The sequence below is a fragment of the Streptomyces sp. NPDC047081 genome (assembly GCF_040643775.1).
In the GTDB taxonomy this organism is placed as follows: Bacteria; Actinomycetota; Actinomycetes; order Streptomycetales; family Streptomycetaceae; genus Streptomyces.
In genome coordinates this window covers 227,130-251,750 of sequence record NZ_JBEYUY010000005.1, presented here as the reverse complement: position 1 = coordinate 251,750, position 24,621 = coordinate 227,130, and the positions used below count along the sequence as shown (strand labels likewise).

Annotated in this window: 20 protein-coding genes; 5 read left to right on the top strand and 15 right to left on the bottom strand. The window is 71.4% G+C overall.

The features are described from left to right. Positions 1-24 precede the first annotated feature (24 nt). From ABZ848_RS11920 to ABZ848_RS11900, 5 genes are read right to left on the bottom strand one after another with little or no spacing between them, the layout of a single operon-like run. A complete protein-coding gene (locus ABZ848_RS11920) occupies positions 25-2,082 on the bottom strand; it encodes an alpha-galactosidase (protein ID WP_360829281.1) in 2,058 nt (685 codons plus the stop codon). After that, positions 2,079-2,918 (bottom strand): carbohydrate ABC transporter permease, encoded by an 840-nt coding sequence (locus ABZ848_RS11915; RefSeq protein WP_360829278.1) that lies wholly within the window; start codon positions 2,916-2,918, stop codon positions 2,079-2,081. The genes ABZ848_RS11920 and ABZ848_RS11915 overlap by 4 nt, the downstream gene beginning before the upstream one ends. Beyond that, positions 2,918-3,853, bottom strand: a complete 936-nt coding sequence (locus ABZ848_RS11910) for a sugar ABC transporter permease (RefSeq protein ID WP_360829275.1) — start codon at positions 3,851-3,853, stop codon at positions 2,918-2,920. Before ABZ848_RS11910 ends, ABZ848_RS11915 begins: the two co-directional genes overlap by 1 nt. Position 3,854: 1 nt before the next feature. Beyond that, positions 3,855-5,144, bottom strand: coding sequence for an extracellular solute-binding protein (locus ABZ848_RS11905; protein ID WP_360829272.1), 1,290 nt, complete (start codon positions 5,142-5,144; stop codon positions 3,855-3,857). Between the two features lie 14 nt (positions 5,145-5,158). Further along, positions 5,159-7,225 carry a glycoside hydrolase family 27 protein gene (locus tag ABZ848_RS11900; RefSeq protein ID WP_360829843.1) on the bottom strand — a complete coding sequence of 689 codons (2,067 nt, stop codon included), beginning with the start codon at positions 7,223-7,225 and terminating at the stop codon, positions 5,159-5,161. Positions 7,226-7,416: 191 nt separating this feature from the next. On the opposite strand from ABZ848_RS11900, the gene ABZ848_RS11895 reads away from it, so the two are divergent. Continuing rightward, the gene (locus ABZ848_RS11895; RefSeq protein WP_360829269.1) at positions 7,417-11,475 is read left to right on the top strand and encodes a discoidin domain-containing protein; all 4,059 of its coding nucleotides are present in this window, start codon (positions 7,417-7,419) and stop codon (positions 11,473-11,475) included. On the opposite strand, the gene ABZ848_RS11890 is transcribed toward ABZ848_RS11895, so the two are convergent. Then, positions 11,463-12,743, bottom strand: coding sequence for a phosphodiester glycosidase family protein (locus ABZ848_RS11890; RefSeq protein WP_360829266.1), 1,281 nt, complete (start codon positions 12,741-12,743; stop codon positions 11,463-11,465). The two genes, ABZ848_RS11895 and ABZ848_RS11890, sit on opposite strands and share 13 nt — an antisense overlap. Before the next feature lie 144 nt (positions 12,744-12,887). Between ABZ848_RS11890 and ABZ848_RS11885 the strand changes: the two genes are divergently transcribed. Next, entirely contained in the window at positions 12,888-13,247 is a 360-nt protein-coding gene (locus ABZ848_RS11885; protein ID WP_360829262.1) for a DUF779 domain-containing protein, read from the top strand. Positions 13,248-13,418: 171 nt separating this feature from the next. Then, complete coding sequence (locus ABZ848_RS11880; RefSeq protein ID WP_360829841.1) at positions 13,419-14,570, top strand: phosphodiester glycosidase family protein; 1,152 nt, start codon at positions 13,419-13,421, stop codon at positions 14,568-14,570. A 12-nt stretch (positions 14,571-14,582) separates the two neighbouring features. On the opposite strand, the gene ABZ848_RS11875 is transcribed toward ABZ848_RS11880, so the two are convergent. The 7 genes from ABZ848_RS11875 to ABZ848_RS11845 form a co-directional block, all read right to left on the bottom strand. After that, a complete protein-coding gene (locus ABZ848_RS11875; protein ID WP_242777078.1) occupies positions 14,583-14,777 on the bottom strand; it encodes a hypothetical protein in 195 nt (64 codons plus the stop codon). Between the two features lie 102 nt (positions 14,778-14,879). Beyond that, complete coding sequence (locus tag ABZ848_RS11870; protein ID WP_360829259.1) at positions 14,880-15,743, bottom strand: phosphatidylinositol-specific phospholipase C/glycerophosphodiester phosphodiesterase family protein; 864 nt, start codon at positions 15,741-15,743, stop codon at positions 14,880-14,882. 171 nt (positions 15,744-15,914) lie between these two features. After that, the gene (locus tag ABZ848_RS11865) at positions 15,915-16,988 is read right to left on the bottom strand and encodes an acyl-CoA dehydrogenase family protein (RefSeq protein WP_360829256.1); all 1,074 of its coding nucleotides are present in this window, start codon (positions 16,986-16,988) and stop codon (positions 15,915-15,917) included. Continuing rightward, positions 16,985-18,223, bottom strand: a complete 1,239-nt coding sequence (locus ABZ848_RS11860; protein WP_360829253.1) for an acyl-CoA dehydrogenase family protein — start codon at positions 18,221-18,223, stop codon at positions 16,985-16,987. Before ABZ848_RS11860 ends, ABZ848_RS11865 begins: the two co-directional genes overlap by 4 nt. After that, positions 18,220-19,197 (bottom strand): NADPH:quinone oxidoreductase family protein, encoded by a 978-nt coding sequence (locus ABZ848_RS11855; protein WP_360829250.1) that lies wholly within the window; start codon positions 19,195-19,197, stop codon positions 18,220-18,222. Before ABZ848_RS11855 ends, ABZ848_RS11860 begins: the two co-directional genes overlap by 4 nt. 164 nt (positions 19,198-19,361) lie before the next feature. After that, a complete protein-coding gene (gene gap / locus ABZ848_RS11850; RefSeq protein WP_360829248.1) occupies positions 19,362-20,360 on the bottom strand; it encodes a type I glyceraldehyde-3-phosphate dehydrogenase in 999 nt (332 codons plus the stop codon). A gap of 112 nt (positions 20,361-20,472) precedes the next feature. Continuing rightward, the gene (locus tag ABZ848_RS11845) at positions 20,473-21,357 is read right to left on the bottom strand and encodes an SDR family oxidoreductase (protein WP_360829245.1); all 885 of its coding nucleotides are present in this window, start codon (positions 21,355-21,357) and stop codon (positions 20,473-20,475) included. Positions 21,358-21,444: 87 nt separating this feature from the next. Between ABZ848_RS11845 and ABZ848_RS11840 the strand changes: the two genes are divergently transcribed. Further along, entirely contained in the window at positions 21,445-22,023 is a 579-nt protein-coding gene (locus ABZ848_RS11840) for a helix-turn-helix domain-containing protein (RefSeq protein ID WP_360829242.1), read from the top strand. 20 nt (positions 22,024-22,043) lie between these two features. On the opposite strand, the gene ABZ848_RS11835 is transcribed toward ABZ848_RS11840, so the two are convergent. Both ABZ848_RS11835 and ABZ848_RS11830 read right to left on the bottom strand, forming a co-directional pair. Beyond that, positions 22,044-23,000 (bottom strand): helix-turn-helix domain-containing protein, encoded by a 957-nt coding sequence (locus tag ABZ848_RS11835; protein ID WP_360829239.1) that lies wholly within the window; start codon positions 22,998-23,000, stop codon positions 22,044-22,046. Between the two features lie 21 nt (positions 23,001-23,021). After that, entirely contained in the window at positions 23,022-23,600 is a 579-nt protein-coding gene (locus ABZ848_RS11830; protein ID WP_360829236.1) for an XRE family transcriptional regulator, read from the bottom strand. Positions 23,601-23,680: 80 nt separating this feature from the next. On the opposite strand from ABZ848_RS11830, the gene ABZ848_RS11825 reads away from it, so the two are divergent. Then, positions 23,681-24,616 carry an NAD(P)/FAD-dependent oxidoreductase gene (locus ABZ848_RS11825; RefSeq protein ID WP_360829233.1) on the top strand — a complete coding sequence of 312 codons (936 nt, stop codon included), beginning with the start codon at positions 23,681-23,683 and terminating at the stop codon, positions 24,614-24,616. Positions 24,617-24,621: the final 5 nt, after the last annotated feature.

Genomic DNA, 24,621 nt, shown 5'->3' with positions numbered 1-24,621 from the left:
GGGCTTGCTCGAAACATAAGGGGCTCACTCACGGATCAGCACGACCAGGTCGGCATCGTGCCCGGCGCTCCACGGGAAGGGCAGCCCGTAGCGGAGCAGATGGGCTCCGCTGTACGACGTCCCGGTGGCGTCGTCGCGGTAGCGCGTGGCCGGGTCCAGTCCCCGCAGCCGCAGCCGGTCGGGCCGCCCCGGCAGCAGCGGGGCGCCGTCGAGCCGGCCGGTGCTCAGCGCGGCGACGACCGTGCGCTCGCCGAGGTCGTACTGCACGCCACAGCTCGGGTCCTCCGGTGTGCCGAGGAGCCGGGCCTCGCCGTGATGGATCACGTCCCGTACCTCCTTGTAGCGGGCGATCCACCCGGCGGCCTCGGCCCGCTGCTCCGCCGTCCAGGCGCGCAGGTCGGCGCCGACGCCGAGCACTCCACACATGGCGATGACGAACCGGAAGGCGAGACTGCGCGGGCGCGGGTCGAAGACGCCGGGCGCGTCGGTGACCCAGGAGCTCATGACGTGCGGGGCGTGCGCGTGCAGGAAGCCGAACTGGACGGACAGCCGGTCCAGCGGGGCGGTGTTGTCGCTCGGCCACACGACGTCGGTGCGGGCGAGGGTCGCGTGGTCGACGCGTCCGCCGCCGCCCGCGCAGCCCTCGACGGTGAGGTGGGGGTGGGCGGCGCGCAGGTGGTCGAGGACGCGGAGGTATCCGGCGACGTGCTCGGCGTCCAGGTCGACGAGGCCGGCGCCGGGTCGGCCGCGCTCGGTGGGGGGCCGGTTCATGTCCCACTTCAGATAGCCGATGTCGTACTCGCCGAGCAGCCGGTCGAGGGTGCCGATCACGAAGTCCTGGACGTCGGTGCGGCCGAGGTCGAGGAGGAGCTGGTTGCGGACCAGACTGGAGGGGCGGCCGTCGATGCGGTAGACCCACTCGGGGTGTTCGGCGTACAGCTCGCTCCCCGGGCTGACCGCCTCCGGCTCGACCCACAGCCCGAAGTCGAGGCCCAACGCCCGTATCTCGTCGACGAATTGACCGAAGCCGCCCGGGAACGCGGCCGGGTCCGGGTACCAGTCCCCCAGTCCCCCGGTGTCGTCGGCCCGCCCGGTGAACCAGCCGTCGTCCACGACGAAAAGCTCCGCCCCGATGTCGACGGCCGCCTTGGCCAGCTCCAGTTGCCCGGCCGCGTCGACGTCGAAGCCGGTGGCCTCCCAGGAGTTGTAGAGGACCTTGCGCGGGCGGTGCAGGCGCTCGCCGGAGAGCCGGCGCTCGTAGCGGTGCCAGACGCGGGACAGGCCGTCGAGGCCGTCCGGGCTGAAGGCGCAGGCCAGGCGCGGGGTGACGAGGGTTTCGCCGGGCGGGAGCAGGACGGCTCCCTCGTGCGGGACCCGCCCGGCCCGGACGCGCACGCTGCCGCCGGGCTCGGCCTCGGCGGTGATGTGCCAGTTGCCAGGCAATTCGAGGGCGACGCCGTACGCCGCTTCCCCGTCCTGCACGGCGAGCCAGGGCGCGTATGCGTGGCCGGGGGCGCCTTGCAGGCTGCCGATGGTGAACGTGCCTCTGGCCAGGTCGAGTTGGGTGCGCTGGAACTCCTGCGACCACTGGCCGGAGAGATACGTCTGCCGGGCCGCGCCGGTGACGGGGATGTTCACGGCGGCCAAGTCGAGGCGTTCCAGGCGGAGTTCGCCGGTGGCGGTGAGCTCGGTCCAGCGGTGGATCACGTCGGTGCCGGGCACGGTCTCGTAGCAGAGGACGGTGCGCAGGCCGAGCAGCTCGTCGGTGAAGGCCAGGCGCAGGGAGCCCTGTTGTTCCTCCGCGCCGTCGAACTCCCACCACACGCCCCGGTCCTCGCCGCCGGGCCGTGAGGCCACGAGCTCCGATCCGGTGAACGGCCGCAGCCCGTACGGCAGATACTCGGCGGGGGCCGCGTCCGCGGGCGTGATGAAGTGCGTGCGCCGGGAACGGTCCAGGGCGGACGGGCCGTGCTCGACGCCGAGCGGCCCCCAGGCGTCGAGTTCGGCCCAGGGTCCCACCGGGGAGAGGCGGACCGTGTAGCTCGTGTGCTCGGTCCGCAAGGTCCAGCGCCGGCCGGTCACTTGACGGCTCCCAGGTCGAGGCCCGCCACGAAGTGCCGCTGGAAGCGGAGGAAGACGGCGACCGTGGGTGCGGCGGCGATGACCGAACCGGCCGCGATCACGTTCCACATCGACACGTACTGGCCCTGGAGTCCGATGAGGGCGGCCGTGATCGGCATCTTGGTGTCGCTGCGCAGGACGGTGATCGCCCAGAGCAGGTCGTTGAAGATCCAGGTGAAGGAGAGGGCGCTGAGCGCGGCCAGGGCGGGGCGGGTCAGCGGGAGGATGATCCGCCAGAAGATCTGCCAGGGGCCGGCCCCGTCGACGACCGCCGCCTGCTGGATCTCCAGCGGGATCGACCGCATGAAGCCGTGCAGCACGAAGACGTAGAAGCCGACGCCGAAGCCGATCTGCACGCCGATGAGCGCGGGGAGAGTGTCGTAGACGCCCATCAGCTCGCTGAGCTTGGAGACCGGGATGAGCAGGATCTGCGGCGGGAGGAGGTTGCCGCCGAGCATGAGCAGCAACAGGGAGCGGCGGAAGGGGAGTTCGTAGCGGCTGAGGGAGAAGGCGGCCATCGCGGCGAGCGCGAGGGTGATCAGGACGCACGGCACGGTGACCAACAGGCTGTTGATCAGGGCGCGTTGCTGACCTCCGTCGGTCCAGGCCTGGCCGAAGTTGCCGAGGGTGAAGGAGTGCGGCCGGCTGCCCAGCCCGTTGGCGGCGATGTCGTCGAAGGAGCGCAGGCTGGTCACCACGACCAGGGCGATGGGCAGCAGCCAGAGGACGGCCAACGCCCCCGCGCCCAGATGGAATCCGGCGGTCGCGGCTTGCTTGCGACGCAGCGCTGTGGACATCAGTCGGCCTCCCGGAACGCGCGGACGAGGTAGGAGGCGATGACGCCGAAGGCCAGCACGAAGATGACGACGGCCAGGGCTGAGCCGTAACCGAGTCGCAGGGACTGGAAGGCGGTCGAGTACATGTAGGTGCTCAGCAGTTCGGACGAGTGGTAGGGGCCGCCGCGGGTCAGGGACCAGACGACGTCGAAGGAGCGGAGTGAGTCGATGACGATCACCGACAGAACGACCGCGTTGACGCTGGAGAGTTGGGGCAGGGTGACGTGGCGGAAGCGCTGCCAGGCGGTCGCGCCGTCGACCTTGGCGGCCTCGTACAGGGCGGGGTCGATGCCCTTGAGGCCGGCCAGGTAGAGGACCATGACGTAGCCGATCTGGCGCCACAGCGCGGGCACGATCACCGCGTACAGGGCGGTGTCCTGGTCGGCGAGCCAGGCGTGCTGGAGGCTGTCGAGGCCGACGGCGCCGAGGAGTCGGTTGAGGACGCCGTCGGGCTGGTAGATCGCCTGCCAGACCAGGGCTGTGGCGACCAGCGAGAAGACGACGGGCAGGAAGAGCGCGGCCCGGTAGAAGCCGACGCCTCGGCGCTCCTGCTGGAGCAGCAGTGCGGCGGCGAGGCCGAGGACGGCGGACAGGCCACCGAAGAGGACGAGCCACAGGACGGTGTGCCCGGCCGCGCTGCGGAAGACCTCGTCGTGTGCCATCTCCCGGAAGTTGCCGAGGCCGACGAACCGCGGTGCGGAGACACCGTCCCACTTGGTGAGGGCGAGGTAGAAGCCCTGGAGGGCGGGCCAGAACACCCACAGGGCCTCCGCGAGCAGCGGGACCAGGACGAAGGCCAGGACCAGGGGCGGGGTGCGCCGAGGACCCCGGGCCCGCCTGCCGCTCGTGGGCAGGCGGGCCGGGGACTTGCGCTCGGGTGCGGTCAGGACTGCCATGTCAGGCGTTCCAGATCTTCTCGGCGTCGCGCTGCCAGTCGGTGAGGATGGAGCCGATCGACTTGGGCTTGGCCAGGAACTTGGTGAGCGCGGTGTCGGCGGTGGGCTGGAGGGCGTCGCTGGAGTCCCGGTTGAAGAACTGGGTTATCTCCGCGGCCTGTTGGATGTGCTCACGGCCCTTCTTCACGAGAGCCGTACCGGCGTCCTTGGCATCGGGGTTGCACGGCAGGACGGTCCCGGACGAGCCCTTGATGTAGAGCTCCTGGGCCTCCGCGGTGGCCAGGTACTTCATCAGGTCGTAGACCTGGTCGCGGCGGCCGGTACGGGCGCTGGCGAAGTAGCCGTCGGTGGGCGCCTCTTCGGCGAGCGGGATCTTCGCGTCGATGACGGGGAAGCGGAAGAAGTCGATGTCGTCGAGGGCGTTCTTGGGCGCCGCGTCGGCGAAGAAGGTGCCGATGAGCATCATGCCGGTGTGGCCGTTGAGCAGGGCGGTGGTAGCGTCCTGGAAGGGGATGGCGACGCCGTTCGGGTCGAAGTAGGGCAGCACCTCCTGCCAGCGGTCGAAGACCTTGCGCACCTCGGGGTCGGTGAACCGGTGCTTTCCGGCGAGGAGTTGGCGGTGGTAGTCGGCGCCGTTGATCCGGATGTCTAGGTAGTCGAACCAGGCCGACGCCACCCACGGGGTGTTGCCGCCGGCGCCGAGCCCGATCGGGGCGACACCCTTGGACTTGAGCTTGTCGCACAGGTCGAGGAAGTCGTCCCAGCTGTTGGGCTCGCTCACGCCCCACTTGGCGAAGTTGGACTTCCGGTAGAACATGCCCCACCAGTAGTAGGTGGTGGGCACGAAGACCTTCTTGCCGGCGCTTGAGGTGCACAGCGAGTTCAGGGCCTTCGAGTACTTCTTCAGGTCCGGCGAGGTGCTCCACACCTCGTCGAGGTCGAGGAGCAGGTTCTTCTTGGCGTAGGCGTCCGCGACCGAGCCGGGGTACCAGGTGTAGACGTCCGGCGGGTTGGCCGAGGTGAGGTAGGTCGGCAGCTGGGTGCGGAAGGTCTCCGCGGCGACCGTGTTGAGGCTCGCGCGCTCGGAGCCCTTCTTGCCGTAGGCCGCGACGATGTCCTCCATCGCGGCCTTGGCCTGCGGGGCGGAGAGGTTGGACTGGAGGGTCACATCGCCCTTGGAGGAGCTCTTGCCGGAGGAGGTCGAGGTGACACAGCCGCCGAGCAGCGCGGCTGTCCCCGCGGCACCGAGCCCGGCGAGGAACCGGCGTCGGCCGGTCTGGAGGTTGGCCATGATTGATTCCTAATTTATTTGAATTCGGTCCGGTGCAGGTGGCCGTCGACTCCGCGGAACACCGCGTCCACGGCTCCGTCCGCCCCGGCGACCGCGCCGAGCGCTCCGTCGAACGCGGCGCTCGGGAACTCCTGCCGCTTGCTCCACCCCTGCCAGGCGCCGTCGGCGTACCGCTGCTGCCAGAGCGTGTAGTCCGCGGCGCGCGCGTACAGCACGACCGCGTCGCCGACGGCGACCAGCGTCGGACTCCCGCTGACGGTCCCGCCGAGCGAGGACCACGCCGACCACTGTCCCGAGGTGTCCCGCGACCGCGTCCAGAGGTCGTCCGCCGCGGTGCGTACGGCGACATGGACGCGCCCCTGGCTGTCGACGACGGCGGACGGCCTGCCGTACGTCGGCCGGTCGCCCGGCAGCCCGAGCGACGACCAGCCGGTGGCCGGCCCGCGCTGCACGACCGCCCCGTCGGCGCCGCGCGCGAACAGCGTCCAGTGCCCGGGATCGGTGAAGGCGACGGACGGCGCGTCGGTCAACTCCCCGCCCAGGGACTGCCATTGGCCCCAGCGTCCGTCGGCGAAGATCCGCCGGTGGGCGCGGTTGTCGGTGCCGCGTACGAACACGTCGATACGGCCGCCGGCGGAGGCGTAGGCGGCGGGCTGGCCGAGGATCCTGCCCTGCGCGGGCCCGCCGAGGTCCTGCACCCTCCCGGCCGCGTCCTTCTCGGCGAGCGAGCCGTGCGGCCCCCGGAAGAAGACGGAGCCGTCGCTCACCACGGCCGGGCTCGCCGTGGTCTTCTCGCCCAGGCTCGTACCGGGCAGGGCATCGGCACCGGTCAGCTTCAGGAACGCCGTGCCGTGGGCGGGGACCTCGACGGTGTACGACCCCGTGTGCGTGCCCCGGTCGGCGCGTGCCCGCAGGTCGCGCACCCGCACCGGCCCGCCGAGCCCGGCGTCCGCGAACTGCACGGTCCGCAGGGCGGGTTGATCGGACCGGTTGAGCAGCACGACCGCCCGCCGCCCCTGTCCCTGGAGGACCCTGCTGTAGACGTCGCCCACCGAGTCCGTCGCCACCCGTACGCCCTGGACCGCGAGGGGGTCCTGGTCGACGGCGATGATCTCCGGGTTGCGGAGAGTCGCGAGCATCGAGTCCGAGAGCGTGCGCGGGTCGGAGCCGAGCACCAGCGGCGAGCCCATCTCGGCCCACATCACGAACTGGCTGGTGGACTCCTCCTGGGTCAGCTCGTACGACCCATCGGTCATCTTCCGCATGGGGATGAGGTAGTCGGGGTCGTTGTAGTGACCGGGCCCCTGGGCCTCGGGGTGCCAGGCGTTGGCGTCCATGTTGCGCAGCACGTTGGGCCACTGACCGGGGCTCGGGGTGCCCCAGGCGATGTCGGTGCCGGTGCGCCACGAGTCGGCGATCGTCGGGGCGTAGACGTAGGTGTTGTGGGCGTCCTGCTCGGGGGTGTGCGGCAGGCCCCAGTCGTCGGTGAGCGGGTTGCAGAGGTTGAGCAGCATTCGCCGGCCGGACTTGGCGACCGCGTCGCTGAACTCCTTGAAGGCCGGCCCCGGATCGAGCTTGGCGCCGATCCCGCACAGGAAGTCGACCTTGACGGCGTCGATCTTCCAGTTCGCGAACTGCCGCGCGTCCTGCTCGTAGTGGCCGCGGCTGCCGAGACCGCAGCTCTTGCCGCCGTCGTAGGTGCCGGCGTCGGTGTAGATGCCGGCGCGCAGTCCGCGCTTGTGCAGATAGGAGACGAGGGCGGGGATGCCGGACGGGAAGCGGACCGGGTTGGCCACCAAGTTCCCTTGCGCGTCACGGGGGTTGTCGGCCTGCCAGCCGCCGTCCAGCCACACGATGTCGTAGCCGCTGTCGCGCAGACCACTGCTCACGAGCCGGTCGGCGACGGCGCGTACCTCCTTCTCGGTGGGAGCGCCGAGGCCGTAGTAGGTGTTCCAGCCCATGTAGGGCGTGGGTGCGAGGCCGCTGTCGTAGTACGCGGGCGCGCCCTGGTCGTCAGCGCTCTGTGCCGCGACGGCGGGGGTGGCTGTGACAGTGAGAACGGTCGCGATCGCGACGGTCATGGCCAGTCTGTGCGGGTGTGAAGTCGTCACGGCGACGACTGTGGCCCGTGGCCGAAACCCTGTCAACATTAATTCCTAATTTATTTAAACAGGGCTGCCGACCCTGCCGGAACCCTTGACACGATCCGAGCCCGCATGCAGTGTTTGGCAACGTTGTCAGAGGTGAACGTCCGTGATCGGAGCCGCAGTTCATGTCAGACGAGCCCTACAGACCGTCCCGCCGCGCCGTACTCTCCACCGGGGCCACGCTCCTGGCGAGCTTCGGCCTCGAAGCGGCCCTTCCCACCGAGGCCCTGGCATCGGATTCCGGCCAGCCCGGTGATCTCGCCACCCACCGCCCCGTCACCGTCTCCTCCACGGACTACGCGCCCACGCCCGCCGAGTTCGCGGTGGACGGCGTCGACTCCGCCGGAGTGCGCGGCACGGGCTGGCGGGCCGCCCCCGGCGACCCGCAGTGGATCTCCGTCGACCTCCAGGCGCAGTGCGAGATCGAGTCGCTCCGCCTCACCTTCGAGGCGACGGCCGACGACCCGCCGTACGTGGACGCCCCCGGCGGCAACCCCCGCAACGACACCACAGGCCAGGAGATCCTCTCCAGCTGCGCCGTCGACTTCGTCATCGAGACCTCGCGGGACCAGCGGACGTGGACGGCCGTGTACCGCACCGACTCCGGCAAGGGCGGCAGCGTCGAGATCAGCCTCCCCCAGCCGGTCACGGCCCGCTGGGTCCGGATGACGGTCCACAAGCGCTCCAACACCAACCCGCTCGGGCTCAACGGCCTTCAGGTGTACGGCACTTGCCGCACCGCACGCCCGCACGTCACCGGCTGGACCGACTGGGGCACCCACCACCGCACGCCCCCGGCGCTGAAGATCGCCGCGGACGGCACGGTCCCGCTGGTGTCCGGCTGGGACCTCACCATGGACGACTGGGCGGACGGCGACGGCGCGGAGCTGTCCAAGTCCGCGGTGGACACGAGTCGTTGGCTGCCTGCCACCGTGCCGGGGACTGTGCTGACCTCGCTGGTGGACCAGGGGAAGCTGCCCGACCCGGTGTCCGGCTTCAACAACCTCCACGCCCCGGAGGCGCTTTCCCGGCACTCGTGGTGGTACCGGCGTGCCTTCGCGCTCCCCAAGGGGCTGCGCACCGGTTCCGGTCGTCGGGTCTGGCTGGAGTTCGACGGGGTCAACCACAAGGCCGAGGTGTGGCTGAACGGCAGTCGGGTCGGCGATGTGACCTTCCCCTTCGCGCGTGCCGCCTTCGACGTGACGGAGCTGCTCGGTGCCGACGAGCAGGCGCTGGCCGTGCGCATCACGCCCATGCCGTTCCCGGGCAGCCCGGGCGACAAGGGCCCGGCGGGTCTGGCCTTCGTGGACGCCGGCGCGAACATGATGAACCGCAACTCCCCGACGTATCTGGCCTCTTCGGGCTGGGACTGGATGCCCGCGGTGCGTGACCGGGCCGCCGGGATCTGGAACCATGTCCGGCTGCGCTCGACGGGCGCCGCGGTCCTCGGCGACCCGCGTGTCGACACCCGCCTGCCCGACCTGCCCGACACCGGTACGGCCGAGCTGACGATCGTGGTCCCGGTGCGCAACGCGGACTCCGCCGCCAGGAGCGTCACGGTCACGGCGGCCTTCGACGGCGTACGCCTGAGCCGGACGGTGCCGGTCCCCGGCGGCGGGACGGCAGACGTCACCTTTGCCCCGGCCGACCACCCCGAACTCCGCCTCCGCGACCCGAAGTTGTGGTGGCCCAACGGCTACGGCTCCCCCGCCCTGCACGACCTGACCCTCACCGCGTCGGTCGGCGGCGAACCTAGCGACCGGCGCACGACCCGGTTCGGGATACGCCAGTTCGGCTACGAGTACGAGGTCCCGCTGGTCTTCCAGTCGGGCAGCGACGCCTACGCCCAGACGGTGACCTTCGCCCGCCGCAAGGCACGGTACGTGCGAGTCATGTGCCGTACGCGGGCGACGAGTTGGGGCTCGTCGATGTGGGCCCTGACGGTCGCCGACAGCTCGGCGCCCGACAACGACCTCGCCCTCCACAAGAAGGCCACCGCCTCCTCGGTCGACGACCCGGCCAACCAGCCGGGCAACGCGACCGACGGCGATCCGGGCACCCGCTGGTCCTCGGCCTTCGAGGACGACCAGTGGATCGAGGTCGACCTGGAGTCGTCGGTCTCCTTCGACCGGGTGGTGATCACCTGGGAGCGGGCGTACGCGAAGACCTTCACGGTCCAGGTCTCCGACGACGGGGACACCTGGACGGACACGGCCCCGGTCGACAACACGGCCGTTCCGCTGCCGTTCCGGACGAGTGGTTCCGCGAGCCTGCAGAACGTGGACTTCCCGGCGTGCACGGCCCGGCACCTCCGGGTCTTCTGCCGTACGAGGGCGACCAGTTGGGGCTCCTCCCTGTGGAGCCTTTCGGTGCTGGACAGCGCCTCGCCGGACACCGACCTCGCCCTGCACAAGCAGGCCTCGGCCTCCTCGGTCGACGACCCGGGCAACCCGGCCTCGAACGCGACCGACGGGAATCCCGACACCCGCTGGTCCTCCGCGTTCGAGGACGACCAGTGGATCCAGGTCGACCTCGGCTCCTCGGTGGCCTTCGACCGCGTGGCCCTCCTCTGGGAGACGGCGTACGCGAGGACGTACACGATCCAGGTCTCGGACGACGGCGAGAGCTGGACGGACGTGAAGACCGTCGACAACTCGACCGTGCCGCTGAAGATCAGCGTCAACGGTGTGCGGGTGTTCTGCCGGGGCGGCAACTGGGGCTGGGACGAGCTGCTGCGCCGTATGCCGGCCGCGCGCATGGACGCGGCGGTGCGGATGCACCGGGACATGAACTTCACGATGATCCGCAACTGGGTGGGCAGCAGCAACCGCGAGGAGTTCTATACCAGTTGCGACGAACACGGGCTCCTGGTGTGGAACGACTTCCCGAACGCCTGGGGCATGGACCCGCCGGACCACAAGGCCTTCCTCGACCTCGCGCAGGACACCGTGCGCAGGTACCGCATCCACCCCGGCGTGGTCGTGTGGTGCGGCGCGAACGAGGGGAATCCGCCCGGTCCGGTCGACGACGGGATGCGGGCGGCCGTGCGCGCCGAGGCGCCGGATCTGCTGTACCAGAGCAACTCGGCGGGCGGGATCGTCTCCGGCGGCGGGCCCTACGGCTGGGTCGAGCCGGAGCGCTACTCCTCCCCCACCACCTACGGCAGCGGCGGCTTCGGCTTCCACACCGAGATCGGGATGCCGGTCGTGCCGACGGCCGAGACGATGCGCGGGCTGGTCGGCGACGAACCCGAGTGGCCGATCGGCGGTGCCTGGTACTACCACGACTGGAGCACCAGGGGGAATCAGGCGCCGCAGAACTACCGAGCGGCCATCGAGTCACGGCTCGGCACGGCCACGGACCTCGACGACTTCTGCCGCAAGGCGCAGTTCGTCAACTACGAGAACCACCGCGCCATGTTCGAGGCCTGGAACGCCAACCTCTGGGACGACGCGAGCGGGCTGATGCTGTGGATGTCCCACCCCGCCTGGTACAGCACGGTGTGGCAGACGTACGACTACGACTTCGACGTCAACGGCGCGTACTACGGCGCCCGCAAGGCCAGTGAGCCGGTGCATGTGCAGGCCGGTGCGACGGACGGGCGGGTGATCGCCGTCAACCACACCCCGAGGGCGATCAAGGGCGCCACGGTCTCGGCCCGCTGTTACGACCTGACCGGTCGTCAACTCACCCCCGAACAGCGCAAGAAGGTCGACATCGCGCCGTCCTCGACCACGAGCACGCTCACCGTGGACCGGGCCGGGCTGCCGGACTTCCACCTGCTGAGAGTCCGGTTGACCGGCGCAGGCGGCGAGGCGCTGTCGGACAACACGTACTGGCGTTACCAAAAGCCGGACGACATGCGGGCGTTGAGCGGCATGCCACGGACCCGGGTCTCCGTGGAGGTGACGGGAACGAGCCAGTCGGGCACCCGGAGCAGCCTCACCGCCCGTCTCCGCAACCGCGGTTCCTCGGTCGCGGCGATGGTGCGTGTCTCGCTGCGGGACGCGAAGACCGGTCGCCGGGTGCTGCCCGCGCTGTACAGCGACAACTATCTGTGGCTGCTGCCCGGCGAGTCCGGTCTCATCGGCGTCTCCTGGCCCGCCGACGCTGCGGGTGGCTCACGGCCGAGGCTCCAGGTGGAGGGCTACAACGTTCCGGTGGCCGGCGCTCAGCCGCGATAGAGGCGGTCGATGTAGACGAGGGCGTCGCCGACGGCCCGTTCGGTCGTGCCGCTCGGCCGGTTGACCAGGTCGCCCCGGACGGACATGGTCGTGGATCCGCCGCCGTCGAGGTTCACGGCGTCGCGCAGGCCCAGCGCGGCGGCGACGGCGGCGGTCTCGTTCATCGTGGTGCCGACGCTGGTGGTCATCCGGCCGTCGATCGTCGCGAGCACGATCCTGCCGGTCGCGGTGGTGCCGGCGATGGTGCGCGGATTGCGGTCGAAGAAGCTGCCGGTGCCTGTCGGTACGACGATCCTGCCGTCCTGGGTGAGCCGGTAGCGGCCGTTGACGCCGAACAGGCCGGTACGCGCGGGGAGTTGCCGGCCGTGCTCATCGGCCAGGACGGACCTGGTGCTGACGCATCCGTGGCCGGCCACCTGGAGCAGGGTCGCCGCCTGCTCTCCGGTGGCCTGGAGCGAGGTCTGTCCGGCCGTGAGTGCGGTGCCGCGTTCCGTCGCCGTGCGCACCACGCAGCCGCGCCGGTCGAGGACGACCTCGACGCCGGCGCCGGAGGGCGTGGCGGCGGCGAACTCGGGCGTGAACTCGACGACGTCGCCGGGCACGGTGCACCGCGTCGGGTCGGGCAGCGCGGCGCAGGCGTCCGGGACGACGGGCGGATGGTCGACGTACTCCAGCGGGAGCGTGTCACCGGTGCGCCGGTTCCGAATGCTGCCGGTCCAGCTCAGCGGGCCCATCAGGGCCTTGCCGCTGCGGGCGTCCACGACGAGGTCGGTCTCGGCGGGGTCCGTGGTGGGCTCGCTGAGGAGCCTGCCGTCGTACAGGCCGAGTCCCACCGGGTCGCCGGGGTACTGGGCGCTGGCCGTGAAGGTGAAGAAGGAGGCGTTGACGCCGGCGAGGGCTCCGGAGGAGCGGACGAGGTCGGTGGTCTTCTCGACCCCGGCCAGGTCCGGCCCGTACGTCGCTTCCAAGTGGCCGTGGGCCTTCCTCGGGTCGATCGTGAGGACGTCGACCACCCAGGGTCCGCGGGTGGTGGTGTTGATCTGGTCGGCGGGGGCGGGATCGGTTCCGCGGACGATCCGGGTCAACGTGACGCCGTCGGCGAGGACCTGGCTGCCGCGGGTCTCCGTGAGGTCCGGGTCGCCGAGCGGTAGGGCCGGGCCGGAGGCGGCCGAGGCGTGGCCGGTCGGGGTGAGCACGAGGGTGAGCGCGGCGGCCGTGGTGGCGGCGGCGCGTGCGATCCGGGTTCTGGGGCGGGTCTTGGACGTCATGCCGGAGAGCCTCTCGGCCGCCCAAAAACCGCCACCACTGTGACAGTTGAGCCACGGCGACGGCCGGATTAACACTCCCGCCGCGCCGCCGTCCGGGTGAGCCGTGCAACCCCCTCGCAACCTTGGTCGTGCTGCCCTGGAGGCATGTATGAGGAGACCCCGCGTGTCGAACTCACCCCCGCGGCCGCCGATCTGCTGCGCAGCCTCCGGGCGACGCACGGGCCGCTGATGTTCCACCAGTCCGGCGGCTGCTGCGACGGCAGTGCGCCCATGTGCTACCCGGAGGGCGAGTTCCGCACCGGCGGCTCGGACGTGCTGCTCGCGGAGTTGCAGGTCGAGGGGGTGCCGGAGCCGGTGACCTTCTGGATGTCGCGCAGCCAGTACGAGGTGTGGAGCCACACGCGGCTGATCGTGGACGTCGTACCAGGTCGCGGGAGCGGCTTCTCACTGGAGGCACCCGAGGGGGTGCGTTTTCTCACTCGTTCTCGCGTAGTCGACGTGTAGGCACGGCGGCGGTCATCGCCGTCTGGTGCACTTCCCCTGAGATTTGGGACAGTTGACGAGACCTCAGGGGGGACTGTGACGCGGCGTCAGAACCGTTACGCACCAGGCAGATCCGGCAGAACCGTACTCTCGTTCGTCACGGCATTCGGCGCGCTGGCCGGTGCGGCCCTGGTGGGGGCGGCACCGGCCAGCGGCGTACCCACGGCCACCACGGTCGCCGCGGGCGTGACCTACCGGCAGTTCGACATCCAGGGGGCGAAGGGCCCGACCCACGCCCATCTGCTCACCGTCGACCTGCGCAATACGCACGTACGCCTCGACCTGCTGTATCCGGGCGCGGTGGCCGCCCGGGCCGCCGTCTCCAAGCTGGCGACCGCGCAGGGCGCCGTCGCGGGCATCAACGGCGACTTCTTCAACATCACCGAGACCCAGCACCCCGGCGTCGAGGCCACCGGCTCGACCGACGGGCCGGCGATCGCGAGCGGGCGCGCGCTGAAGGCGTCCGTCCCCGACGGGCAGCGCTTCGGTCCGTCGCTGCCGCCCGGCACGACCACCAAGGACGTGCTCGGCGTCGGCACCGACCGCAAGGCCCGGCTCGACAGCCTGGCCCTGACCGGCTCGGTGCGCACGCCGGTCGGGCGGCTGCCGCTGGGCGGGTTCAACCAGTACGCGCTGCCGGTGGGCTCGATCGGCGCGTTCACCTCGGACTGGGGCAGCGTCTCCCGGGTCCGCGCCACCTGCGGCACGGACACCGACCGGGCCGCGCCGTGCAGTACGGACACGTACGAGGTGGCGGTCCGCGGCGGCCGGGTGGTGTCGACGTCCGCCACTCCGGGCAAGGGCGCGATCGCGGCCGGGACGACCGTGCTCGTCGGCCGGGAGGCGGGCGCGCAGAAGCTGCGGAAGTTCTTCAAGGGCGAGCCGGTGCAGGTGTCGCACCGGCTCGTGGCGGCCAAGTCCGGGGTCCCGTACCGCTTCGCGCTCGGCGGCTACCCGGTGCTCAAGGGCGGTCAGCCGCTGGCCGGGCTCGACGACAACACCGCGGCCGTGCGGACGGCCGTCGGCATCGCGGACGGCGGGAAGCGGCTGCTGCTGTTCGCGCTGGACGGTGCGCCCGCCTACCGCACTGGGCTGACGATCGCCGAAGTGGCCGCGGAGATGAAGGCGTTGGGCTCTACCGACGCCTTCAGCCTGGACGGCGGCGGCTCCACCACGCTGGTCGCCAAGACCGCGGGCGCGAGCACCGTGACCGTGCGCAACCACCCGTCCGGTGACGCGGAACGCCCCGTGCCGAACGGCATCGGGGTGTTCGTCACGTCCTGACCGCGGCCGGCCTCACGGATGCAGGCTGCTGACGATGTCGGCGGTCGCCGTGAGGCCGCTGTGGATGGTGGGCGCCATGCTCGTGCCGGCCATGAAGAAGCCGAGCAGGGCGCACACCAAGGCGTGTGAGACCTTCAGCCCGCCGTTGCGCATGAAGATCACCGCCAGGATCAGGAGCAGCAGCACCACAGAGATGGAAATCGCCATCGTCAACCTCCTCCGCCACGCCCGTTTCGCGGCGTTCGGCCGCAAGTGTGGCGTAGCGGAGGCGTGGTTCGGGCCGCTGACCTGTCCCCCGAACGTGTGGTTCTACGCCGCCTTGTGGGCGTCCAGGAACGCCTCCAAGCCGACCAGGTCGTCTGTGTTGAAGTAGTCGACGTCGGCGGCGAGCAGCTCGGTCCACAGCGCGTCGCGGGCGGGACCGGCCAGGTCGAGGGTGTTCCAGAAGCGCACCTGCTGCCCGCGCTTGTGCGCCTCGCCGATGATGGCGCGCAGCTTCTGCCGCTCGGCGTCGGGGAAGGCGCCCTCGCCCAGCCAGGTGAAGTTCAGCTGCCAGTTGTCGCTGATCAGCGGGATGAAGGAGGCGGGCGCCGAGGTGCCGAGGTCGGTGAGCCGGCCGTCGTAGAAGGCCCGCCGCACGGTCTGCGCCTCCATCGGGACACGGGCGGCACGGTCGCCGGAGATCACGTTGGTGACCGCACCCGGGTGCACCCGGCCGTGGGCGTAGGTCGTGAACAGGTGCTTGTAGCGCCGGAGATGGCGGTCGAGCTCCAGGTAAGTGGACGAGCCCTCGGTCTTGATGTCGATCAGCAGCTGCAGCGGGTGGCGGTAACCCCGGTACACGGAGCCGTGGTTGGCCTTGACGATCCGGGACAGCGGGTCGAGGTAGAGGGACTCCAGGGTGCGGGTCGGGTCCAGGTCGTCGACCGTGTGGCCGATGAGCAGCTGGTCGCCGACGAGGAAGATGTCGGCCTCGACGCTGCCGAAGCGGTGGTCGAGGGCGTCGAAGAGCGGGCGGGGATGCTCGTAGTCGTTGTGGGCGTGGGCGCGCCACAACGGGCGGGGCCGGTGCCTCTGTTCACTCGCGAAGGCGCTGCCCGCGGGCGGGGCGAGCACGACCGCGGCGGCTGCGCCGAGGGTGGTGAGGGCTCTGCGGCGGGTGACGATCGACATGCGCTGCCTCCCTGTGGGGCGGGTCGGAACCACAGGGAGTATGAGGCCGGACAAGCACCGATGAACCTGTACATGCCAGGAGTTGGCCGGACTGCCGTCGCTCGTTCACTCCTTCGGCGCGGGCGCACGAAAAAGCCCGCCCCAGGTGGGGCGGGCTTCATCTGGTTGATTTCAGGGGGCTTGGAGGTCGACGAGTTCGGCCACCGCGGCGCGGTGGGCGCCGGCGGTGCCGTAGACGATCGAGTCGGCCTTGGCCCGCTTGAGGTAGAGGTGGATCGGGTGCTCCCAGGTCATGCCGATGCCGGCGTGCAGTTGGAGGGCTTCCTCGGCGGCGTGTACGGCGACGGGCGCCGCGTAGGCCTGGGCGACGGCCACCGCCAGGTCCACGTCCGCACCGGTGGCCAACGCGTCGGCCGCGTTGCGCGCGGCGGCACGGAGGTTGACGACCTCCAGCCACAGCTGGGCCAGCCTATGCTTGAGCGCCTGGAAGCCGCCGACGGGCCGGTTGAACTGCTTGCGCTCCTTGAGGTAGCGCACGGTCTCGGTCAACGCCCAGTCGGCGAGACCGAGTTGCTCGGACACGAGCAACCCCGCCCCGGACCGCAGGGCCCGTCGTACGGCGGGTTCGGCATCGCCCAGCAGCCGGCCGCGCGCGCCGTCCAGCCGTACGGTCGCCAGCGGCCGGGTCAGGTCCAGGGACACCTGCGGGACGACGGTCGCGTCGGCCGCGTCCACGGCGTAGAGCCCGCCGTCGTCCGCGGGAACCAGCAGCACGTCGGCCACCGCCGCGTCCGCGACGGAGGTCAACTCCCCGTGCAGCATGCCCTCTTCATGCCGTACGACCTTGTAGGCGCCGCCCGGGGCGACGTTCAGCGCGACGGCGACGGCACCGAGCCTGCGGCCCGAGGCCAGCTCTGCGAGCAGGTCGTCGGCGTCGCAGGCCAGCAGCGCTTCGGTGGCGACGACGGCACTCGTGAGGTAGGGGACGGGGGCGACCGCGCGCCCCAACTCCTCCAGGACCACGGCGACTTCGCGGTGCGTGGCACCCTGGCCGCCCTTGTCCTCGGGCACCAGCAGGCCCGCGAGGCCCATGCCGTCGGCGAGGGCCTTCCAGGCCGCGAGGTCGTGCGGGGCGTCGGACTCGGTGCGGGCGATGACGCCGGGCGCGTCGCAGTGGTCGGCGAGCAGGTCCCGTACGGCGGACCGCAGTGCCTCTTCCTCCTCCGAGTACAGCAGGTCAGTCATCGGGCCAGGTCCTTCCAGGCGACGTCCTTGTCGGTGCGCGGCTCGGCCGGCAGGCCCAGGACGCGTTCGGCGACGATGTTCAGCAGGATCTCGGTGGTCCCGCCCTCGATGCTGTTGCCCTTCGAGCGGAGATAGCGGTAGCCGGCGTCGCGGCCGGTGAAGTCCACCAGTTCCGGGCGGCGCATGGTCCAGTCGTCGTACAACAGGCCCTCCTCGCCGCGGAGTTCGACCTCCAGGCCGCTGATCTCCTGGTTGAGGCGGGCGAAGGCGAGCTTCATGCCGGCGCCCTCGGGGCCGGGCTGGCCGGCGACCAGTTGCTGGCGCAGGCGCTCGGCGGTGAGGCGGGAGACCTCGGACTCGACCCAGAGCTTCAGCAGCCGCTGGTGCAGGTCGTGGGTGCGCAGTTCGGGGCGTTCGCGCCAGGTCCTGGCGGCCGGGGCGATCATGCCGCCCTCGCGGGGCAGCCGCATGCCGCCGATGGCGACGCGCTCGTTGTTGAGCGTGGTCTGGGCGACCCGCCAGCCGTCGCCGATCTCGCCGAGGCGGCGGGAGTCGGGGATGCGGACGTCGGTGATGAACACCTCGTTGAACTCGGCCTCGCCGGTGATCTGCCGCAGCGGGCGGACCTCGATGCCGGGGTCGGTCATGTCGCAGAGGAAGTAGGTGATGCCCGCGTGCTTGGGCACGTCCGGGTCGGTGCGGGCGATGAGGATGGCCCAGCGGGCGAGATGGGCGCTGGAGGTCCACACCTTCTGCCCGTTGACCACCCAGTCCTCGCCCTCACGGACGGCCCGGGTGCCGAGCGCGGCCAGGTCGGACCCGGCGCCGGGCTCGCTGAAGAGCTGGCACCAGACCTCCTCGCCGGTCCACAGCGGCCGCAGGAAGCGCTGCTTCTGCTCGTCCGTGCCGTACTTGAGGATCGTCGGCGCGGCCATGCCGAGGCCGATGCCGATGCGCCGCGGGTCGTTGTCGGGCGCGCCGGCGGCCTCCAGCTCGGCGTCCACGACGGCCTGGAGGGAGCGGGGCGCGCCCAGTCCGCCGAGGCCCTCGGGGTAGTGCACCCAGGCGAGCCCCGCGTCGAAGCGGGCCCGCAGGAAGTCGAGCCGGTCGGTGGTGGCAGACGAGGGGAGCGGGCCCGCAGGGCCCTCGGTTGAGGGCGGTGGTGGGAGACGGGTGGGCGGATACGCGGCCAGCAACTCGGCGGTGCGGCGCTGGAGTTCGGCTGCGTCGGTCATGCGGCGGCTCCGTTCGCGAGGGACGGGACGACGACGACCCGCCCGGTGGTGACGCCGTCGGCGACGCGCTGCACGGCGGCCGCGGCACCGTCCAGCGGGACGCGCTCGCTGACCAGCGGCTTGATGGCGCCGCGCGCGGCCAGCTCGGTGAGCTGCTCGTGGCAGTGCGCGATCAGCTTGGGGTTCTTGGTGCCGTACAGGCCCCAGTGCAGGCCCTGGATCGAGTAGTTCTTGACCAGGGCGTGGTTGAGGCCCGGGCTCGGGATGACACCGCTCGCGAAGCCGACGACCACGATCCGGCCCTCGAAGGCGACGACCTTGGTGGACTGGGTGTAGGCGTCGCCGCCCACGGGGTCGTAGATCACGTCGGCGCCCCGGCCGCCGGTGGCCTCCTTGACCGCGGCGACGACGTCCTCGCTCTTGCGGTCGACGACGACGTCACAGCCGAGCTCCCGGGCCACGGCGGCCTTGTCGGCGCCGCCGACGACACCGATGACCGTCGCCCCGGCCGCCTTGCCGAGCTGCACGGCCGCGCTGCCGACCCCGCCCGCGGCGGCATGCACGAGCAGTGTCTCCCCTGCCTCCAGGTGGGCCCGGCGGTGCAGGCCGAACCAGCCCGTCTGGTAGCCGATGTGCAGGGCCGCGGTCTCGGCGTCGTCCAGCGAGTCCGGCGCGGGCAGCAGAGCGGCGGCGTCCGCGACGGCGTACTCCGCGAAACCGCCGTACGGCAGCGCGGGGTTCGCGATGACCCGCCGCCCGTCCTCGGTCTCGCCGCAGATCTCCACGCCGGGCGTGAACGGCAGCGGCGGGCGCACCTGGTACTGGCCCCGGGCCATCAGGACGTCCGGGAAGTTGATGTTCGCGGCACGCACCTTCAGCAGCACCTGGCCGTCGCCGGGCGTGGGCGTCTCCACCTCCTGGAGCCGCATCACCTCGCTCGGCTCGCCGTTCTCGTGCACTTGCCATGCCTGCATGCGGTGCCTCCACGGGACTGCGTTGTCGTACCGGAGTCATGACCGGGGTCGTACCGGGGTCCAACGCATACTAAGCGGTCGCTTGCCCATCAGGGAACAGTGGAGCGCAAAGGGCGGGCGCCGGGTCGAAACCCGACGCCCGCCCCGTGTTCCGGGAAGGCCGGTCAGCCTGCGGCGAGCAGCTCCAGCGTGTCGATCACCCGGTTGGAGAAGCCCCACTCGTTGTCGTACCAGGCGACCACCTTGACGTGGCGGCCGTCGACGCGGGTGAGGGCCGAGTCGAAGATCGACGAGGCGGGGTTGCCGGTGATGTCGGACGACACCAGCGGGTCCTCGGAGTACTCCAGGACGCCGGCCAGCCTGCCCTCGGCGGCGGTGCGGTAGGCGGCCAGCACGTCCTCGCGGGTCACGTCACGGGCGACCGTGGTGTTCAGCTCGACGATCGAACCCACCGGGACCGGCACCCGGATCGAGTCGCCGGACAGCTTCCCGTCGAGGCCCGGCAGCACGAGGCCGATGGCCTTCGCGGCACCCGTCGTCGTCGGCACGATGTTGACGCCGGCGGCGCGGGCCCGTCGGGCGTCGCGGTGCGGGCCGTCCTGGAGGTTCTGCTCCTGGGTGTAGGCGTGCACCGTGGTCATGAACCCGTGCTCGATACCGGCGAGTTCGTCGAGTACGGCGGCGAGCGGGGCGAGCGCGTTGGTCGTGCAGGACGCGTTCGAGACGATGGTGTGCAGCTCGGGGTCGTACGCCTCGGTGTTGACGCCGTACGCGAGGGTGACGTCGGCGCCGTCCGAGGGCGCGCTGACGAGCACCTTGCGCGCGCCCGCGTCGAGGTGGGCGCGGGCGGCCTTGGCGGAGGTGAAGCGGCCGGTCGACTCCAGCACGATGTCGACGCCGAGCTCGGCCCACGGCAGCTGCGCCGGGTCACGCTCGGCGAGCACCTTGATGCGCCGGCCGTCGACGACCAGGGTGTCGCCGTCGACGGTCACCGGGCGGCCGAGCCGGCCGGCCGTGGAGTCGAAGGCGAGGAGGCGGGCGAGGGTGGCGGGCTCGGTGAGGTCGTTCACGGCGACGACCTCGATCTCGCTGTCGCGTTCGAGCAGGGCGCGCAGCACATTGCGGCCGATGCGGCCGAATCCGTTGACGGCGATGCGAGTCATGAATGGTGTCCCTTCGGTTCGTCACCACCAGGTTCGCGCGCGGGGTCCGGCCGTGGCCGTGGCGTGAGCGCCATGGTTCGCAAGGATCACGCCAAGGCCTCGACGTCACCGGTCAGGGCTGGATGTTCTTCTCCAGGTCCTCCAGAAGGCCGGGGTGCCTGGGCTCCCAGCCGAGCACCTGCCGGGTGTGCGCACTGGACGAGGGCTGATCGCTCGCGAAGATCGGGCCGAGGGGGCCGAAGGTCTCCGCCGGTATCGACTCGACCGGCAGGCCCAGCCGTCGGCCGATGACCGCGGCGATGTCGCGGACCGTGTCCCCCTCGTCGGCCACGGCGTGCCAGGACGTACCCGCTTCCGCCTGTTCCAGGGCGAGCCGGAAGAGGACGGCGGCGTCGAGCGCGTGCACGGCCGGCCAGCGCTGTGTGCCGTCACCGGGGTAGCCGGACACTCCGGTCCGGCGCGCGATGTCGGTCAGCAGGCCGGCGAATCCGCCCGTGCCCTGGTTGTGCACCGTGCGCGGCAGGCGTACGGCGCTGCTGCGGACCCCGCGCGAGGACAGGCCCAGGACCGACGTGACCGCACGACCACGACCGGCGACCGGCCCCTCGATCATCAGCGTGTCGGCCTCGGTGGAGGCGCGGCCGGGCACGTGGGGCGTACCCGAGCAGGTGACGAAGGGACGGTCGCTGCCGACGAGTTCCTCGCCGAGGGCCTTGAGGGCGGCGCTCTCCTCGGCGACGTTCTTCGCGAGGGTCTCGGGGCTGCTGAAGTCGTTGCCGAAGGCCAGGTGGATCACCCCGTCGGCCCCGGCGGCGCCGGCACGAAGGGTGTCCAGGTCGGCGAGGGCTCCTCGCAGCGGCTCGGCACCGGCCGCCTCGACGGCCTGCGCGGACGCTTCGGAGCGGGCGAGCGCGAGGACGGTGTGACCGCCCGCGAGCAGTTCGGCGACGACCGCGGAACCGATCAGACCGGTACCGCCGGTGACGAAAACGCGCATGGGAAAACTCCCCAAAGTGATGGGACTCTTGTCCCATCACCCTACCGCAGTGATGGGACAAGAGTCCCATCACCTAGGATGGTGACCATGGCCAGATGGGAACCAGGCGCACGCGAACGCCTCGTCGTGGCGGCCGTCGACCTGTTCACCGAGCAGGGCTACGACGCCACGACGGTCGCGCAGATCGCCGAGCGCGCAGGAGTCACCAAGAGCACCTTCTTCCGGCACTTCCCCGACAAGCGCGAGCTGCTGGTGGCCGGACAGGAGACGCTGAGCCGACTGCTGACCGAGGGGATCGCCGACGCACCGGCTGACGCCAGCCCGCTCGAGGCGGTGGCCGCCGGTCTGGAGCGCGCCTCGAGCGCGATGGGCCCCATGAGCCGCGAGCTCGCGCCCCGGCTGAAGGCGGCCGTCGCCGCCAGCGCCGAGCTCCAGGAGCGCGACGCGCTCAAGAGCGTCAGCCTCGCGGCCGCGATGACGAGCGCTCTGGTCGCTCGCGGCACACCCGATCCGATCGCGGCCCTGGCGGGCGAGCTGGGCCTCCTCGCCTTCAAACGGGGATACGCCCAATGGTCCGAGGGTGACCGTGACGGCACGGACGACCTCGCCGGGTACACCCTGGCGGCCCTGGACGAACTGCGTGCGGCGAGCGCCTCGCTGGGCTGACCGGCGACCTCACCCGCTGTTCACTCGCCTCGCGTGAACGTCCGCCGGTACTCGCTCGGCGTCGTCCCGAGGATCCGCTGGAAGTGCGCGCGCAGATTCGACCCGGTCCCCAGCCCCACGTCGACCGCGATCTGCTCGACGCTCAGCTCCGAGCGCTCCAGCAGCTCACGGGCCCGGTCGATGCGGGCCCGCATGACCCACTGCATCGGCGTGTACCCGGTGTCCTCGACGAAGCGCCGCGAGAACGTCCGCGGCGAGACCGCCGCATGCCGCGCTAGAACATCAAGCCCGAGCGGCTCGCCCAGCCGGTGCAGCGCCCACTCACGGGTTGCGGCGAACCGCTCCCCGAGCGGCTCGGGCACGCTGCGCGGCACGTACTGCGCCTGACCCCCGCTGCGGTAGGGCGCCGCGACCAGCCGCCGGGCCGCGTGGTTGGAGGCGGCGACCCCGAGATCGCCGCGCAGGATGTGCAGGCACAGGTCGATGCCGGACGCGGCGCCGGCCGAGGTCAGCACGCTGCCCGCGTCGACGAACAGGACGTTCTCGTCGACCTGGACGAGCGGATGCTTCTCCGCGAGCGCCCGCGTGTAGTGCCAGTGCGTGGTGGCCCGCCGGCCGTCCAGCAACCCTGTGGCGGCGAGCGCGAAGGCGCCGGTCGAGATCGCGGCGAGCCGCGCGCCCCGCTCATGGGCGGCGATCAGCGCGTCCACGACGGCCCGCGGCGGATCCTCCCGGTCGGGGAACCGATAACCGGGCACGAAGACGACATCGGCCCACTCCAGCGCGTCGAGCCCATGGGCGACGTGGTACGCAAGCCCGTCACCGCCGGTCACCAGCCCGGCCGCGGCACCGCACACCCGTACCTCGTACGGCATGCTCGCGCGGGTCGTGAACACCTGTGCCGGGATGCCGACATCGAGCGGCTTGGCCCCTTCGAGGACGAGGACGGCGACACGGCGCAGACGGGCGGGCGACACGACGACCAGCGTACGAGGAGCTCAGGCCTTCTTCGGCCGGGCCCGCACGTGCATCCGCTCCCCCTGCGGCCCGAACAGGCTCAGAAACTCCGCCGGGCCCTCCCCCGTCGACCCGAACCAGTGCGGCACCCGCGTGTCGAACTCGGCCGCCTCCCCCGCTGTCATCACGACGTCGTGCTCGGCGAGCACCACCCGCAGCCGCCCGGAGAGCACGTACAGCCACTCGTACCCCTCATGGGTCCGCAGCTCGGGCTCCTCCGCCCGCTGCGGGACCAGCACCTTGAACGCCTGGAGGCCGCCCGGCTGCCGGGTCAGCGGCCAGAAGGTCCGCCCGTGCCGGACCAGCGGCTCGGCGCGCACCCGGGGGTCGGTGACCGGCGGCGCCCCGACCAGCTCGTCCAGCGGCACCTGGTGCGCCCGCGCGATCGGCAGCAGCAGCTCCAGGCTGGGCCTGCGCAGCCCGGACTCCAGCCGCGACAGCGTGCTCACCGAGATCCCGGTCGCCGCCGACAGCCCGGCGAGCGTGGCACCCCGCTCCTTGCGGATACGGCGCAGCCGCGGCCCGACCTCGGCGAGCACCTCGTCCGTGTCGTCATTCATGAGGCCCATTGCAGTTTCGGCAAACGGGTTTGTCAACGCGGCCAAGGGTGCGCGACCGTCGGCAGCGGAGGTGGTCACCCATGACCGAGACACCTTTGACCGAGAAGTACGAAGTGATCGTCGTCGGCGGCGGAGCGGCGGGCCTCTCCGCGGCCCTCGTCCTGGGCCGCGCCCGCCGCCGCACCCTGGTCGTCGACGCCGGCGAACCCCGCAACGCGCCCGCCGCCCACATGCAGGGCTACCTCTCCCGCGACGGCATGCCACCGGCCGAGTTCCTGGCGATCGGCCGCGAGGAGATCGCACGGTACGGCGTCGACCTGGTCCAGGACAGGGTGGTGGACGTAAGGGAGGGCTTCGAGGTCACCCTGGCCGGGGGCCGGACCGTGCACGGCCGCCGCCTGGTGATCGCCACCGGCCTGCGCGACGAACTGCCGCCGGTCCCGGGCGTGGCCGAGCGCTACGGCCGGGATGTACTGCACTGCCCGTACTGCCACGGCTGGGAGGTCCGCGACCGGCCCTTCGGCGTGCTCGCCACGACCCCGATGAGCGTGCACCAGGCGCTGATGGTCTCCCAGTGGTCGAAGGACGTGACGCTCTTCCTGCACACGGTGGGCGAGGAGGAGCTGTCGGACGATGACGCGCGCAGGCTCGCGGCGGCGGGAGTGAAGGTCGTCCCCGGCGAGGTCGCGGAGCTGGTGGTGGAGGACGACCAGCTCACCGCCGTACGCCTGCTGGACGGTTCGACACACCCACGCGAGATCGTCTTCACCGCACCGCGAGCGGTCCCGCAGACGGACCTCCTGGAGCGACTCGGCGCCGACCTGCAGGAGACACCCTTCGGCTCGTACCCCGTGGTCGACCCGACCGGCCTGACGACGGTGCCAGGCGTCTGGGCGGTCGGCAACGTCATGGGCTTCGCCGAACAGGTCGTCAACGCAGCGGCAGGCGGTTACCGGGCCGGGGCTTTCATCAACGGAGAGCTCCTCATGACTGATCTGGACGCCTTCCGGGTGTAACCCGG

Bases quoted from the DNA above. Each gene is read 5' to 3' on its own strand.
- ABZ848_RS11915 (WP_360829278.1), bottom strand. From the start codon at position 2,918: ATGTCCACAGCGCTGCGTCGCAAGCAAGCCGCGACCGCCGGATTCCAT.
- ABZ848_RS11910 (WP_360829275.1), bottom strand. From the start codon at position 3,853: ATGGCAGTCCTGACCGCACCCGAGCGCAAGTCCCCGGCCCGCCTGCCC.
- ABZ848_RS11905 (WP_360829272.1), bottom strand. From the start codon at position 5,144: ATGGCCAACCTCCAGACCGGCCGACGCCGGTTCCTCGCCGGGCTCGGT.
- ABZ848_RS11900 (WP_360829843.1), bottom strand. From the start codon at position 7,225: ATGACCGTCGCGATCGCGACCGTTCTCACTGTCACAGCCACCCCCGCC.
- ABZ848_RS11895 (WP_360829269.1), top strand. From the start codon at position 7,417: ATGTCAGACGAGCCCTACAGACCGTCCCGCCGCGCCGTACTCTCCACC.
- ABZ848_RS11890 (WP_360829266.1), bottom strand. From the start codon at position 12,743: ATGACGTCCAAGACCCGCCCCAGAACCCGGATCGCACGCGCCGCCGCC.
- ABZ848_RS11885 (WP_360829262.1), top strand. From the start codon at position 12,888: ATGTATGAGGAGACCCCGCGTGTCGAACTCACCCCCGCGGCCGCCGAT.
- ABZ848_RS11875 (WP_242777078.1), bottom strand. From the start codon at position 14,777: ATGGCGATTTCCATCTCTGTGGTGCTGCTGCTCCTGATCCTGGCGGTG.
- ABZ848_RS11870 (WP_360829259.1), bottom strand. From the start codon at position 15,743: ATGTCGATCGTCACCCGCCGCAGAGCCCTCACCACCCTCGGCGCAGCC.
- ABZ848_RS11865 (WP_360829256.1), bottom strand. From the start codon at position 16,988: ATGACTGACCTGCTGTACTCGGAGGAGGAAGAGGCACTGCGGTCCGCC.
- ABZ848_RS11860 (WP_360829253.1), bottom strand. From the start codon at position 18,223: ATGACCGACGCAGCCGAACTCCAGCGCCGCACCGCCGAGTTGCTGGCC.
- ABZ848_RS11855 (WP_360829250.1), bottom strand. From the start codon at position 19,197: ATGCAGGCATGGCAAGTGCACGAGAACGGCGAGCCGAGCGAGGTGATG.
- gap (WP_360829248.1), bottom strand. From the start codon at position 20,360: ATGACTCGCATCGCCGTCAACGGATTCGGCCGCATCGGCCGCAATGTG.
- ABZ848_RS11845 (WP_360829245.1), bottom strand. From the start codon at position 21,357: ATGCGCGTTTTCGTCACCGGCGGTACCGGTCTGATCGGTTCCGCGGTC.
- ABZ848_RS11840 (WP_360829242.1), top strand. From the start codon at position 21,445: ATGGCCAGATGGGAACCAGGCGCACGCGAACGCCTCGTCGTGGCGGCC.
- ABZ848_RS11830 (WP_360829236.1), bottom strand. From the start codon at position 23,600: ATGAATGACGACACGGACGAGGTGCTCGCCGAGGTCGGGCCGCGGCTG.
- ABZ848_RS11825 (WP_360829233.1), top strand. From the start codon at position 23,681: ATGACCGAGACACCTTTGACCGAGAAGTACGAAGTGATCGTCGTCGGC.